General features: G+C 55.9%; 14 protein-coding genes. 2 read left to right on the top strand and 12 right to left on the bottom strand.

The features are described 5' to 3' along the window. Positions 1-3 precede the first annotated feature (3 nt). The 12 genes from xrtA to ACZ1GM_RS08080 all read right to left on the bottom strand — a co-directional run bounded on the left by xrtA (position 4) and on the right by ACZ1GM_RS08080 (position 13,297). Entirely contained in the window at positions 4-1,017 is a 1,014-nt protein-coding gene (xrtA, locus tag ACZ1GM_RS08135; RefSeq protein ID WP_472676019.1) for an exosortase A, read from the bottom strand. Continuing rightward, positions 1,007-2,311: a TIGR03087 family PEP-CTERM/XrtA system glycosyltransferase gene (locus ACZ1GM_RS08130; protein WP_472676018.1), complete on the bottom strand. Its 1,305-nt coding sequence runs from the start codon at positions 2,309-2,311 to the stop codon at positions 1,007-1,009. The genes xrtA and ACZ1GM_RS08130 overlap by 11 nt, the downstream gene beginning before the upstream one ends. Then, the gene (locus ACZ1GM_RS08125; protein WP_472676017.1) at positions 2,245-3,309 is read right to left on the bottom strand and encodes a FemAB family XrtA/PEP-CTERM system-associated protein; all 1,065 of its coding nucleotides are present in this window, start codon (positions 3,307-3,309) and stop codon (positions 2,245-2,247) included. The genes ACZ1GM_RS08130 and ACZ1GM_RS08125 overlap by 67 nt, the downstream gene beginning before the upstream one ends. Beyond that, entirely contained in the window at positions 3,306-4,193 is an 888-nt protein-coding gene (locus tag ACZ1GM_RS08120) for an XrtA system polysaccharide deacetylase (RefSeq protein ID WP_472676016.1), read from the bottom strand. Before ACZ1GM_RS08120 ends, ACZ1GM_RS08125 begins: the two co-directional genes overlap by 4 nt. A 26-nt stretch (positions 4,194-4,219) precedes the next feature. Then, positions 4,220-5,419, bottom strand: coding sequence for an XrtA/PEP-CTERM system-associated ATPase (locus ACZ1GM_RS08115; RefSeq protein WP_472676015.1), 1,200 nt, complete (start codon positions 5,417-5,419; stop codon positions 4,220-4,222). A 32-nt stretch (positions 5,420-5,451) separates the two neighbouring features. Next, entirely contained in the window at positions 5,452-5,976 is a 525-nt protein-coding gene (locus ACZ1GM_RS08110; RefSeq protein WP_472676014.1) for a hypothetical protein, read from the bottom strand. 17 nt (positions 5,977-5,993) lie between these two features. Next, the gene (locus ACZ1GM_RS08105; protein ID WP_472676013.1) at positions 5,994-7,118 is read right to left on the bottom strand and encodes a porin family protein; all 1,125 of its coding nucleotides are present in this window, start codon (positions 7,116-7,118) and stop codon (positions 5,994-5,996) included. Continuing rightward, entirely contained in the window at positions 7,119-8,159 is a 1,041-nt protein-coding gene (locus tag ACZ1GM_RS08100; RefSeq protein WP_472676012.1) for a P-loop NTPase family protein, read from the bottom strand. Positions 8,160-8,172: 13 nt separating this feature from the next. Next, entirely contained in the window at positions 8,173-9,693 is a 1,521-nt protein-coding gene (locus ACZ1GM_RS08095; protein ID WP_472676011.1) for an XrtA system polysaccharide chain length determinant, read from the bottom strand. Positions 9,694-9,706: 13 nt separating this feature from the next. After that, positions 9,707-10,351 carry an XrtA/PEP-CTERM system exopolysaccharide export protein gene (locus ACZ1GM_RS08090; protein WP_472676010.1) on the bottom strand — a complete coding sequence of 215 codons (645 nt, stop codon included), beginning with the start codon at positions 10,349-10,351 and terminating at the stop codon, positions 9,707-9,709. A gap of 178 nt (positions 10,352-10,529) precedes the next feature. Beyond that, positions 10,530-11,768: a pyridoxal-dependent decarboxylase, exosortase A system-associated gene (locus ACZ1GM_RS08085; protein ID WP_472676009.1), complete on the bottom strand. Its 1,239-nt coding sequence runs from the start codon at positions 11,766-11,768 to the stop codon at positions 10,530-10,532. Next, positions 11,765-13,297, bottom strand: a complete 1,533-nt coding sequence (locus tag ACZ1GM_RS08080; RefSeq protein WP_472676008.1) for an acyl-CoA ligase (AMP-forming), exosortase A system-associated — start codon at positions 13,295-13,297, stop codon at positions 11,765-11,767. The genes ACZ1GM_RS08085 and ACZ1GM_RS08080 overlap by 4 nt, the downstream gene beginning before the upstream one ends. A 44-nt stretch (positions 13,298-13,341) precedes the next feature. On the opposite strand from ACZ1GM_RS08080, the gene ACZ1GM_RS08075 reads away from it, so the two are divergent. Both ACZ1GM_RS08075 and ACZ1GM_RS08070 read left to right on the top strand, forming a co-directional pair. Continuing rightward, positions 13,342-14,304, top strand: coding sequence for a GNAT family N-acetyltransferase (locus tag ACZ1GM_RS08075; protein WP_472676007.1), 963 nt, complete (start codon positions 13,342-13,344; stop codon positions 14,302-14,304). A 182-nt stretch (positions 14,305-14,486) separates the two neighbouring features. Continuing rightward, positions 14,487-14,732, top strand: a complete 246-nt coding sequence (locus tag ACZ1GM_RS08070) for a phosphopantetheine-binding protein (protein WP_472678523.1) — start codon at positions 14,487-14,489, stop codon at positions 14,730-14,732. Positions 14,733-14,738: the final 6 nt, after the last annotated feature.

Genomic DNA, 14,738 nt, shown 5'->3' with positions numbered 1-14,738 from the left:
TCGCTAGCCGTTGACGGTGCCAACGGCCAGAGCACTTACGGCCAAAGTCGCAATTGTCAGCACCCCAACGAACCATGGCTTGCTGGCCTGACTCTGCAGGCGTTTGATCATCCCGATGTCATCCAGTTCATCTACGGTGTATCCTGCATCTTCTGGTTCTCTTTCGAAGTAACGGAATGAGCCGCCAATCAAGATCGCGATGACAATCGCAAAAAAGATCCAGCCATAGACAATGTGATCGAATCCTTCGGCAAACTCGACGCCCTGGCTCTGCGCGATAAAAACGGTGCCCCATGCCCGAATTCCGTTGGCGATGATCGGAACGATGATTGACGCGAGTAAAAACACAAGGCGTTTTGACCAGCTATCAAAGGCAGTGAAGCAAACCAGAACGCCGAGCGCGACCATGGCCACGAGAAATTTCACACCTGAGCATGCCTCAGCAACGATAAAGAGGCCGACTGGCGTAGAAATATAGATGCCTTCGATCGTCGCGGGGACACCGCTCCATTGGGTGAGCGCGATTGTGATTTGTGCTGTGATGTGTTGCAATTGCGGAATGATCTCATCGCCGAAAGGCACGAGAAACACCGAAAACCCGAGCGGGAGCAACAGGATTGCGGACGCTCTCAGTCCCAAGGCTGCGACAACCATGGACTGCGCAACACCAACCGCTCCGGCATGCGCAAGCAGATTTATGCCGGTGCCCTTGCCAATTGCCCAAAGTGCGCTTGCGATGATGACCAGACCGACACCGGGAGACCAGGCTTGTGGTTCTACTTTCGAAAGTTCATCACGGCGCATCCATACCAGCCACCCAATTATGAACGGGATCAGCGTGATGTGGTTGTAAGTGTCAATATTCCACCATTGGTGGATCATTTCGGCCCATTCACGACCTGTAACAACAAGAGAGCAGCACCACAGAACCAGAAGAAGCGCGGTATGCTTCCGCCAATTCGTCTCCAAAGCATCGGTTGGGTTTGTCGGGTTAGTTACGCTTGCGCTAGGCGGCATCGCGCGATCCCACCGCTTTTGCATTCCCGGCTATTAAGTCCGCCAATTGCGTATAGACCGAGTCCCAGCTCATCTGCAATTGAACCAATGCTCGAGCAGATTTGCCAATAGTCTCGCGTTGCGCTGCGTCGGATATCAGACCGTCCGCTATTCCGACCGTATCCTTGAGCTCGGCGTCTGCCATGACAAAATCGCGCCCATCGACGCCGGGTATTCCAGTTGCGGCTTCAGGTGTCAGCAGTACGCAGCGTTGCATCGCCATCGCCTCAAGAACTTTGTTTTGAACACCACGTGCAATTGTCAGAGGCACGAACGCTAGATCTGATGCGGCCAAAAATGGGCGGATGTCCGGAACCTCGCCCCAGATGCGCGCGCCGTTAATGCCTTCGCGCGATTTGAGAGTGGCCGTCGGAGCGCGCCCCACAACATGGAACTGCGCGCTGTCGTGAAGTTCTCGAAGTGCTGGCATAAAATTATCGATTGCCCACAAAGCCGCCCGCTCATTTGGGGGATAGTCCATCTGGCCGGTAAAGATCAGATGTGGTCCCGCCTGCGCGGCGATTTCGTCATTGGTGCTCACCTGTGCCGGATCAAAGAACGCTACGTCGATCCCATTGCCAAGCGCTGTCACCGTCACCTTTTCATCGCGCCCGAGGCGCGTCTCGAGCAAATCGACTTCTTCCTGCGAGATCAGGAGCATGTGGTCAGCCTGAACTCGCAGTCGCTCTTCTTCAAGACTGAGCAGTCGCTCCTCGCGTCTGAACAAGGCGCTCTTTGGCCAAGTGGCATCCGCGGCATAGTCAGCGAACTTGGCGCTATCGACATCGCATAGATCCACGATCACTCGGCCCGCGAAATCGCCTGGAATGTATTGCCCCATCTGACCCGAAAAAACGAAGATCGTGTCGATCTGTTGTTTTGCCAAAGTCTCGCGCACCCAGTCTCGAATGCGCCGATCATCAAATGCTGTTAGGCTTACGGGCTTTCCGCTTGCAAGTGCCTGGAGCCCAGCAACCGGCAGGGGTTTTGCGCTATCAACCAGACAGTAAGTCTCGGCAACTGCCGCAAGCGCAGCTTCTTCGGCCCGGTCCTCATCAGTTTCAGCGAATGTAGCTACGTGCACCGGCGCGATCTTAGCCAGCCCTTTGAGCAGGTGGTGCGAGCGAATTTTGTCGCCGCGATTGGGCGGAAAGGGCATTCGATGAGCGAGGAAAAGTATGCCTCCCATCAGCCGAGGCCACGCGCGATGAACGGACCAACCCGGTTTGCGATAGTCAGCGGCAGTTTCTGCCATAGCTCGACCGCACGAGAATACGTATCATCGGTGGGATCGATATTACGCGCCTGCGTAGGGTCGGCTGACCATGTCGAATATGTCAGCGCCTGAGGTTCAAAACCCCAGTTCTTCTTGAAATTGTATGGTCCGCTCCCCGATTTTGAGCGACCGAAGTCAAAGTGAGTGCATCCCCGCTGTCGCGCATGACACATCAGCGAATAGTACATATGCTCATTGGCTCTGAGCGCGCGCGCTTCCCAGCGTCCACCACCCCAAAACGGCATGACTTTACCCTGATGATAGAGCGACAAAACGCTAGAGATTGGTTCGTCATCCTTGCTGACGGTCAATATATCCGCGTGGTCACCAAACGCATCAAGGACAGCGTCGAACAGGCTTCGCGGGAAAACAGGCGTGCCGAGATTGCGAACACTTTCCGCATACACGGCGTAGTGATCGGTTCGGTCCTGCGCGCTTGTACCAACCCGCACAGTCAGACCATTCCTTAAGCCTTTGCGCACCTCGGCGCGTGCTTTTCTCGGGATAGCCAGCAATTGTTCTTCGTCATCGCTGCCTAGCTGGCGCACGAACCCGCAATGGGTTTCATCGGTCGAATGCCAATCATTAGGCACAGCCCCACCGCGCGTTTCGATGCTTGGTACGGCCAGCCTGTTCGCAAGTTCTTCCGTCGCGCGACATAGCGCAATCACATCGTCATCATTCTCAGCCAAGACACCGCCTTCGACTGCGAAGCCGCTCGATACGAGCGCACGCCCAAACAGTGGCGAGTGCATGAGTGTAAGAGGAAACCATCCAGCGATGTCATCACCACGAGACAGCACCAATCCATGGGCTTCATTCCCTGTACCACGCTCAATTGCGCTCAGCCACAAAGGACGGTGAAAGGGGGATCCGTTTTGGTGCGCGACAAACATTTCCACCCGCGCGACCTCTAGAGGGTCGCCGAAATCAAGGGTGGTCAGCGTTCTCGATGAGTTTTGGATCGGTGCATTCATGCTGCACGCTGCAATGCCCTGTCAGCCTCGATCTGCGCGAGGGCATCCATGCGACCCCATTTGAATTCACGAGCGAGATACTCGATCTTGTCGGCCATCGCATCGAGGCGCGAATAATGGCGCAGGCGAGATTTGAGTGGTGCGCCTGCAACACGCGGTTGGTCGGGGTCGACCTCCCATGGGTGGAAGTAAAAGATCGCCGGTCGACGGTCCTGACGGTTCACCTGATTGATTGCCCATTTTGTGAATGCATATGGGAGAACGCGAAAGAAGCCCCCGCCGCCTGCTGCCATACGCCGATTGCCCAGCATCGCGGTTGTCACAGGAATTTCCATCATCGGCGAGCCTGCAACAGGCTCAAACGCAAATCTAGGCGCTTCCGGCCAACCATAGTGATCGTGCACAATCGGCGCGACGCTGGATGAATAGGCATAGCCTTGTTCGGCCAGCACTTCGTGAGCCCATGGTGTGCGCTTGTCGATAGAGAAGCTCGGAGCGCGATATCCTGTGACTGCGCTCCCGCTCAGGTCTTCAAGAATAGTCCGCGTCTTTGCGATATCCTGCGCAAACTCCTCGCGCGACAGTGTGAATACGCGCACATGATCATAACCGTGACTCGCGACCTCGTGCCCGCGATCCGCGATCGCACGCATGGTGCTGGGCACGCGTTCCGCAATCCAGCCCAATGTGAAGAAAGTTGCTTTGACACCTGCCGCATCAAACAGATCGAGAATGCGACTGACATTGTCGGCAACGCGCAGCTCCAGCCCGTCCCAATCATTACGAGAGATTGTGTGCTCGAATGCGCCAACCTGAAACCAGTCCTCAACATCAACCGACATGCCGTTGATCGGTGTTGGTGTCTGATGCGAATGCTCGCTCATGTCAGATTGGCTTCCTGTCTTGCGGTTCAGGCCGCGCGACGATGGCCGTTAGCCTCAAAGAACTCAATGAGCATTTCCATCACGTGGCGGAGCGAATTTTCCTGCTCATCCAATCGTGCTTCGATGTTCGTTAGACGCTCCGCCACATTGGCGGGTACGTTCGAATCGACCTTGGTCGCTTGCTCTTTGAGCTCGGCCAACTCCTCGCGTAGCTGCGCGACATCAGCCCCATGATTATCGAATGCTTGTTCGATGGCCCGCAGTTGTGCCTCGCTCAAGCCTGCTTTCTGCGGCTCGGTTGACGCTTGTACAGGTGTAATCTGCGCAGCTCGCTTTGCCTCTGCAACTGCATGTGCAGCGGGTAAATTTTGATCCGGGCGCGGCCTTATCGCATCCTCTTCATCAAACGCGCTGTCATCACCAGCCATCTCTTCAATAACCGATTCGAGCATGCCCGGCTCAAGCACCGATTGTTGCTCTATGGCACCGAGCAGAAGCAGGCGTGTCATGAGTTGGTTGATTTTGCGCGGGATGCCGCCGCTTTCCTTGTGCAGGATGCTAAACAGGCCGCGATCAAGTTCTGGGTGCCCGTCCCAGCCCACATGCTGCAAACGATGACGTATGTAGTGTTCAATCTCGCCCGGTTGCATGGGTGCAAGATGGTGTGCCGCAATAATTCGCTGGCGCAGCTGCTCCAATTCGTCTGACTGATGCACCAGCTGCTTGAATTCCGGCTGACCCAGCAGGAGCATTTGCAACAATGGATGCGCGCCGAGCTGGAAGTTCGACAGCATGCGTAGCTCTTCGAGCGCGCCAATCGACAGGTTTTGAGATTCATCAACGATGAGCAGACTACGCTTACCTTCACGCGCCTGATCATGCAGGTGTCCTTCAATCGCGGCCAGGGCAGCAGCCTTATCTGAGCCATCGACATCAAGGCCAAAAGCACGCGCAGCGACCTGGATCATTTCCTCACCATCAAGTGCGCTGGTCACAACTTCCGCGACGGCCATGTCTTCTTGCTCAAGCTTTTGCTTCAAATGCGCCACGAGCGTAGACTTGCCCGCGCCGATTTCACCAGTTATGACGACGAAGCCCTCGCCCTGGCTAAGCCCATAGCCCAGGTAAGACAGCGCCTTCTTGTGGGTCACGCTCTCGAAATAGAAAGCGGGATCTGGCGTCAGTTGAAACGGACGCTCTGAAAAGCCGTAAAAGTCTTCATACATAGCTGATGTGCCCTGTTGCCCAATTCACAGCGTTAGAAATCATAACGTAAACCGACCAGCGCCGAAACAATCTTTAAATCTTCGGCTACGATGTCGCTGTCGAGATAGTTGAGTGCCGCAGCCGCGCGAGCGGTAAGACCGCGCGTTAACCGATGGTTATACGCCGCTGATGTGCCCAATGCGGAAACATCGCCCACGCCTACAAATCCGCTGTCAAACCAGTTTGCGTAAGTTGTGACCGCAAAATCAGAGTTCGGACCGATAGGTCCGCCAACCGAGCCGCTGACGTAATAGCTTTCATCTACGACGCCGTTAGCAGCGGCCAAGATAGTGCCAGTTGCGCCAAGGAACTTGCGACGATCATATCCGGCATTGATGCTGCCGGTCATGCGCCCCACACGGCGAGAGAAGTTTGCAGCAACGCCGCGTCCGCGAAACACCGATGAACGAACGGAGCCAAGAACACCGCTAAGGCAGCCTGAGCCATCAAGCGAGTTGGAACAGCCAATAACATCACCGCTGATCGGATCACGCACAACATCGAAATCAACTGGCAACGAGGCCAGCGAGTTGTTCAGCCTGCCCCCAAGCCAGAAATGCCGTCGTAAACAGCAATACCCAGATTGGTGTCGCGTGATGGCTGCCACGTGAAACTGCCATAATAGGTTTCGCTGTCATAGCGGCGGCCAAAGGTTGCCTGCAGATGCGTGCGGCGGCTTGGCCGCCAGACAACACCGACATCCCAGATCAAGCCGTCGGCTTCGAAGGCGATCTGACGCGGCGATGCTTCATCCGTGACGAGCCTGCCGCTGCCATCGATAATCGGCACACCACCTGCATCGCGAAGGGCGTCTCGGCTTGATACCTCGACGTCCTCGACCCCGACGCCACCAACAACCGCCAAGGTGGGCGTCACCGGCAATGTCACATCTGCGCGGGCATAGGCATCGCGAACCCGCTGATCCAGCGTATCCACATCCTCCTGGAAATATCCCGCGCCAACTCCAACACCAACCGGCAATGGCTCGCCCGGTCGCGTTCCTGCGCGCACTTGCGCGCTGTGCGTAACGCTCTCGTCAAAGACGCTGATCGTGTCAGTGCCGTTGGTTGTGAATTCTGGAGAATCGACCCTAGTGTAGCCAAGACGGTAATTGCCAGTCAGTTCGACATCACCAGCACGTGCCTGAAAGTTCGGGCCAACATAGCCTGAATAAGTTTCGGCTGTTTGATCGCTGCCGCTGATCGGATTGATGATGTTGCTGCCATTGCTGTCAATCCGCGTACGGCTAGCGAGTGCGCCAGCTTCGAGCGTCAGATTGTTCGGAACGATCGTTGTGTAGCCGCGCGCAATACCGGTTAGCGTATCTCCACCAAAATCGTCGTCATCATAGGCGATGTTACGCTCATAACGCAGCGACACGGTGCCCGCATTGCGACGACCCGCAATGGTCGCATCAACACCGGCAGCAAGTTGAGTATAAGTCACGAAGTCATCGCCGGGCGATAACTCTTGCGAGAATATCTGCGATGCCTCGATGTACGGATCGATGGAGGTTCGAGGACCGGACGTCGCTTCCTCGCTCCGCTCACGATCACCAAATCCGCCGCTTTGCCCCTCATCACTTACCTGTGCCGAAAGCGGACTAACGGCAAGGATGCTCGCGGCGATTGGCGCCGTCAGGTGCTTACCAAACATCATTTACTCCCCCGCCCCGTAATAGCTGCCAAAGCGGCGGCCACTGGGGCTGAATGTCGCGTCATTGAGCAACAGACGCACGTCTGGGCATGCCGAAAGCAAATCCAGCGCATCATCAATCGCCGCCCGGCCCGTGCTGTCCGCTCTCACGATCAGCATTGCCTGGCCCACATGTTTGGCAAGTTCCGCTGCTGGAGAGGCCGCTAGCGCTGGCGGGCTATCGAAAATTACAATCCGTTCTGGTGCGCCGCGTGTAAGCCGGCCCAGCACCTCCCAAGTGCGCTCGCTCGACAGATATTCGCTGTCGCGCCCGGTCCGCTTGCCCGCAGACATCAAATACAGACCTGAAATATCAGTGGCGACAACACAAGCTTCAGGCTTCATCGTCTTATCAGACAGAACATCGAGCAGCCCGTGCTCCGCTTCGAGGCCGAATGTCTGCATCACCGATGGTTTTGCGAAGTCGGCATCAATCAGGATGACCTCGCGATCCTTATCGCCCGCCATAGCCAGTGCCAGATTGGTCGCGCAAAATGTCTTGCCCTCACCCGAATGCGGCGAACACAACAGAACACGGCGTGATTGTGCGGTATCCTCATCCTCGGCAGTCGCGAGGATCTGGCGCTTGATGATCCTGAATTCTTCGAGAAGCGCGCTCGCTCCGCCATCTGGATCGATAAAGCCAAGCTCAGCCAGTCGTTGCCGCGATACCTCCTGCTTGCGCGTTGGAAGCTTTATCGCGGGCCCACGTTGAGCAACGCGATTCTTTTTCTCTGAAACGGTTTCGTGCGCATCTGCCGCTGATCCCTCGACCGGTTCAGCATTAGCGCTGGGCTGTGGTGATGCCTCTTTATCAAGCTTACGTTCGGCAGGCTGAGCTTTCTTGCTCGGCGGCATCCGTCGCGCTTTTTCATCGGCCAGCTTCTGCGGCACTTTGGCTGGGCTCAATTTGCCCAGGCCGAATGTGCTGCTGGCACGTTCAAGCAACGTATCCTCTTGTTTTTCTGCCTCTGTCGGCGGCGTGATCTTGGTGGGCTTGTTCATGCTCACTGCTCCCTCACGCGACCGAACCGACTTGGATGAATTCCACGGCGAGTAGCAGCACGCAGATGGCAACAAGTGCAGCGGATGCGCCGACAAACTTCTTCAATTGCGTGCGCTCTGCCGATTTTCTGCTGTCGCTCATGACGCGCGAAACTGTGCCGACCACCGGTAGATCGAAGCTACGCTCCAACTTGTCCGCAGTCACAAAACTCGACTTTAGCTGGCTCATCACAAACGCCGCGCCCGCGCCTGATGCCAAAGCAACAAACAGTACACCTAACAACAACAGTGGCCTGTTCGGCGCAGCGGGTTTGCGTGGTAAGGTCGGCGGATCAACAATCTGGAACTTCAGCGCGCTGTTCTGTGTCTCAACCTGACCGCGCAGGCGCATTTCCTCGCGATTGCGTAGCAGCTCGTCATACTTGTCCTTCAGGACGGTGTAATCGCGGCTGATACGGTTTGCTTCTGCAGCCACAGCAGGCTCTTGCGCCTGCGCAGCGATCAAACCGGAAATGTCGGCTTGCAGCGCGGCTTTACGTGCCTGTAGCGCTTGTACGTTGGCCTGACGCTCTGCACGGATCGATAGTAGCGATGTATAGGCCGGGTTTGGCGCGCCAGACGCGTTAGGGTCTTCGTTGCGGGCTTGAGCTTCGAGCAGCGCAATCTGTCGTGTTGCGGCCTCTACGTCAGGGTGGCTGTCAGTCAGCCCGCGTGCGCGCATAGCCGCAAGCTGAGATTGTGCCTGGATCAATGCGCCTCGCGCACCGCTAGCCTGGCCAGAGGTCACTAGCGTCCGAGGTGTGCCCGCAATTTGCCCATTTATCGCCGCAAACGCGCTCTGAGCAGCGGCAATGTCTGCGTCGACACCGCGCATTTCGCTGCGCAATGTCTGCAAACGGGTCGACACAGTTGCTGTACCTCCGATCAATTCAGGGTTCTGCGCCTCAAATGCCAGACGGCGCTGCTCCGCCGCCTCTAACTCGCGCTTGCGTTCTTCCAATTGCTCATCGAGGAAGACCAGAGTTTGGGCCACTTCACCGCGATTTCCAGCAACATTATCCTCTCGGAAGATGTCGATCAGTTTTTGGATAACATCCTGCGACAGTTTGGCGTTTTCGGCATCAGAGAGATCGCCCTTGCCAATCGTTGCAGTTAGTTCAAACAGGCTATCTTGCTCGCTTTCAACTGTGACGTTTTCCGTGAGCTTCTGCACCGCTGCGTCCAGTTCATTCTCAGTCTGAATGTCTTCGCCGAGCTTCGTTTCACGGATAACCTTGCGCAGGTTTACGCCGCTCACCAAAGTCTGACGAACGCGAGTGATTTCCTGCTTTCCATCGCCGGATATCTCAAGCTGCTCGCTCAAGACGTCATCAAGCTCAACAAAAATGCGCGCGTTGCTCTCATAACTATTGGGGATCAGTGCGACGATCAGCCAACCCAAAACGGCAACGCCCCAGGCAACGCCAAGGGCCAGCCAACGCCGGTTCCAGACCTGATAAAGCGCTGCGCGCAGTTCTTCGAAGACTTCGTTCATTCCGGATTAGTCCTCAGAACGCTGATTCGGGGATGATGATCACATCACCGGGCTTGAGCAGAACGTTTGCCTCGCTTTCGCCGCGTTTGAGCAAATCGCTTAGCCGAAGCGCGTATTCACGTTGTTTGCCGGATTGTTTATCGAAACGAATGAGGCGCGCTTTGTTGCCAGCGGCAAACTCAGAAAGCCCGCCAACGGCGATCATCGCGTCGAGCACGGTCATATTTGCCCGGTACGGAAGAGACGCCGGCTTCTCTGTCGCGCCAACGATGCGTACTTGCTGGCTAAAGGTGCCTGCAAACTCGTTGACGATCACCGAAACCAACGGGTCTTCGATATATTGAGAAAGCTGAAGACGAATGTCCTCTTCTAGCATAGCTGGTGTCTTGCCCACTGCGGGCATGTCTTTGACGAGCGGAATGGTCACGCGACCATCGGGGCGTACCTGAATTTTCTCAGCGCCAAGTTCTGGATTGCGCCAGACATGGATGGTCAGGTTGTCGAGCGGGCCGATGACATATTCCTCGCCCGGGCCCTCTTGCATGGCAACGAACGTCGCAGGAGGCAGCTCACTGCTCGGTGAGGATGCGCAACCAGACAAACCTGTCGCAGCAGTTGCGACGGCCAGTGAGACGGCGGCGAAAGAACGTCTTTTCATCAATCGGCTTCCCTAAACACCTATGCAAGGCGCTAGGTCAGCGACGTCGATCGCAAACCCATTGCCCCCATTTATCCGAGCCTCATTGGCGCGGAAAGGTGAACATTGCGTTAGTTATACTCCAGAATCCGGCAGAATTCCGGCATTTGCGCTCGGTTTGTCTCAAAATGGGACTGTCTCAAACGAGTATTTCTGTCGCTGTGCCCTGGCCCAGGAATGCACTTGGCGATGCGCTTGCACCATACGCACCTGCGCAGAAGATCGCGACAATATCCCCAACGTCTGCAGCGGGCAGATAGGCCCTGTCAGCCAATCGGTCGAGCGGAGTGCACAAGCAACCGACGATGCTTGCAATTTCAGTGGGTTCAGCATCAAATCTGGTGGCGATTGCGGCGGGATAATTCCGCCGAACCACCGTGCCAAAATTGCCCGAAGCCGCAAGTTGGTGGTGCAGACCGCCATCGGTGACGAGATAGGTCTCACCGTAGCTCACCTTCTTGTCGATAATGCGAGTGAGATAGACACCCGCTTCACCCACGAGATAGCGTCCCAGCTCAATGAAGAGATCCGTGGATGACAAACTCTCTGGCAGATCAGCAAACCGCTTTTCTAAGCGTTCGCCAACCGCTTTGACATCCAGCGACTGGTCACCGGGAAAGTAGGGGATCCCGTATCCACCACCCATATTGAGCTTTGGTAACACTTGCTTCGTTTCGTCGGCAAGACGTGCAGCAAGGTCCAGAATATTGCCCTGCGCTTCGATTACAAAATCAGCACTAAGAGCCTGACTTCCAGTGAAAATATGTAGACCGCGCCATTCGCATCCTGCGGCGATGATCTCGGTCGCCAGTGCGGGAACACGCTCGGCGTCAATGCCAAACGGTTTGGCGCCGCCACCCATCTTCATGCCCGAGCCCTTCAGCTCGAAATCCGGGTTTACACGAATAGCAAGCCGCGGTGTGCGCCCAACACTGTCAGCGATCCTGAGTGCGCGCCGCGCTTCACCCTCGCTTTCGAGGTTAAGAGTCACACCAGCAATTATGGCAGCTTCCAGTTCACTATCCCTTTTGCCGGGCCCTGCAAAACTCACATTGGCCATATCTGCGCCAATGGCCTGTACCATCGCCAACTCACCGCCAGACGCTATATCAAGCCCATCAGAAAGTTTATGCATGCGCTCAAGAACCGGCCTGAAGCTATTGGCTTTGATAGCATAATTTATCTTCAACTGATCTGGCATCGCTTCGCGCAAAGCTTGCATCCGCTGGTCCAACAAACTGCGGGAATAGACAAACAGCGGGGTTTGCCCAGCCTCCTCAATTAGATAAGATATCCGTTTTCCGGGCACCGCCAACTCACCATCAATCGCGGCATACCCAGCGGGGATTGGGCCAAGTGGTTTCGGCTTCACACTCATCCTTCGATCTCCGCGGCGATGATCTGTTTGGCAATAGTCGTTCGATCAAGCTTACCATTGGGATTTGTCGGCATTTCATCGCGCCAATGGATTGCATGCGGCTGCATAAAATTCGGGAGGTTCTTTGATAATACCTTAGCTAGTCCCTCGGCTTCATCAGCCGTGACGGATAAATCCCGCCGCGCCACCAGATGAATTTCGTGGCCCAATCGTTCGTTCGGAACCCCCAACGCAACCACCTCGGCCACAAGCCCTGTCGCGAGGGCTGCATCTTCCAGCTCCTGCGGGCTAATCCGATTGCCGGCGCTCTTGATCATCGCGTCACCTCGACCGACAAAGTACAAAAGACCGTCTTCACCGCGTTTCACTCGGTCGCCAGACCACACGGCCACCCCGCCATACTCGCTCTGCAGTGGCGCAGGCTTGAAGCGCTCTGCGGTTTTTTCTGGGTCTTCCCAATATCCCTGCGCAACCAGGGGGCCACAATGCACAAGTTCCCCCTCCTCATCAGGTGCGGCCAGGTTACCCTCATCATTGATCACCAGAATCTCTGCGAAAGGAATGGCGGTGCCCATAGAGGTCGGGTTCGCGTCTGTCAGGGCAGGATCAAGGTATGTGGATCGAAACGCTTCGGTTAAACCATACATCGGAACAATGTTAGTTTCGGGAAATAAGCCCCTCAAGTCTTGTACCAAATCACGCGTTAGCGCTCCGCCGCTATTGGTCAGTCGTCGCATCTTGGCGGTAGCTTTGTTATCCCAATCACACTCCGTGAGTTGGACCCATAGCGGCGGTACAGCGGCGAGAGTTGTCACGCCATACTTTGCGCACGCCTTTACAACATCGCGTGGGAACAGATAATCCAATGGTGCTACACATCCCCCGGCATGCCAGGTGCTCAAGAGCTGGTTTTGTCCATAATCAAAAGATAGCGGTAACACAGCTAAAGTAACGTCATCATCCGCCAGTTTGAGATAGTGCGCCACGCTGACCGCACCCAGCCATAAATTGGCATGGCTGAGCATCACACCCTTGGGTTTGCCCGTGGAGCCGCTGGTGTACAGTATCGCAGCCAGATCATCTGGATTATTGCGTGAGAGAGGCAAAGTAGTGTCGCAGGCGTCTACCGCCCCCCAAACCTCTTGTTCGGTCAGAATGGTGCAAATGTCAGATGCATCACCGTCTTCCAGCGATTTCAGGCGGGCGGTCGTCCCCATCAAAAGAACCGCGCCGCTATCCGCCAAAATATGCGCAACCTGAGCCCGTTTCAGAAGGGGGTTGATCGGCACATGGACCATCCCTGCGCGCGCAGTAGCCAGTGGCAACAAGCATGTTAACTCGCCCTTCGCCGCCCAGCTTGCAACGCGATCACCTGTATTTGCCTGGCCACTCAACCATCCGGCCAAACGTGCGATACGTTTCTCAAGATCGGCATAGCTCAGCGTTTTATCGCGCAGGACAAGCGCAGGTGCCTGTGGAGCGCCTTTCTGCGTCAGTTGATCAAGCGGATGGGGCGTGGGATCAGGCATTTAGGCAAACGTGCCCTATTGATTTTGAACGCAAAGGTGATTTGGTGAGCATCTCAGTCAGCTATCACGATAGCGTGAACAAACTGCAAGAGTTTGCTGAATTTGCTCGCGGACCATTTGACCGGGTCGAATGGTATGAGCTGCTGGTAAGACAGGGATATCCCATCCAGCTTTGGGTTGCAGAAGCTGACAATCCCGTTGCCTTGCCGCTCATGACGCAAGGCGGAGGGCTAGCCTCACTCGCAAACTGGTTCAATTTTACATGGCGTCCACTTGGCAAGAACCGCGATGGATTGGCTGCAATCGCCCGTAGGCTGCGGTCCGAGACACATCGTGTTTTGCTTGCTCCACTGCCTGATGAACACGGAGAAGCCACTCTGCTAGAGCAGGCATTTCGCTCAGCTGGATGGATTGTAAGGCGAGAGCAGTCAGATGAGAACCACGTCTTACCCATTAACGGTCGGACTTTCTCGGATTACTGGGCGGGTCGCCCGGGCCGTATGCGCACCACGCTGAAGCGAAAAGCGAAGAAGGTCGACGTCTCGCTTCACGCCGCATTTGATGAGACGGTATGGGCGGCCTACCAACAAGTGTACCAACAAAGCTGGAAGCCGGAAGAAGAGGAAGACGCACTGCTGAAAGCGTTTGCCGAAACCGAAGGAGCGCAGGGAAATCTACGGATCGGATTGGCCCGCCACGAGGGCAAACCCGTTGCCGCCCAATTCTGGACGGTCGAAAATGGCACGGCCTACATCCACAAGCTGGCGCATATTGAGGCAGCCAAGGCGCTTTCAGCCGGCACCACACTATCTGCGGCCTTGTTTGAGCACGCGATAGACGTCGACAGTGTCAACATGGTCGACTTTGGAACTGGCAGTGATGCGTATAAAAGCGACTGGATGGAAGAGGTACGACCACGTTTTCGCCTGACCTGCCTCAATCCCTCCCAACCCAAAGCATGGCCTGCGATAGCAAAGCATGGGCTGCGTATCCTTGCGTCGCCCTAACCACATCGCTAATGCGCTGCCCCCAATGGGTGATCGCATGTGAGCATCACCAGAATTCGCGATGATTAAGGGGACGCCGCGCGAATATGGACGACAATACTGCTAAAACGACCGAGCAGGACGCGGAAAACTCAACGGCGCAAGCGGTTGATCAGAGTGCAGCGGACGGGGTATCCGTAGATATTATAGTCCGCGCGATCCTATGCGATGTTCTGGGCCTCGACCCTGTAGATGTCGCCGAGTTCGACGCGGACACCGGTTTGTTTGGCCACCTGCCAGAACTGGATTCTATGGCGGTCGCTGGTCTCCTCACCGAAATGGAGGATCGTCTCGATATCGTGATCGACGATGATGAGATTGATGGTGAAATGCTTGAAGATTTCGGCGGTTTGCTCGGCTTTGCGCAAATGAAGGCCAAAGAGGCCTGATCACCC

This window comes from Qipengyuania sp. JB2-7 (genome assembly GCF_055693485.1).
The sequence above is the reverse complement of the archived record's forward strand: the minus strand, read 5'-3'. Positions and strand labels throughout refer to the sequence as shown.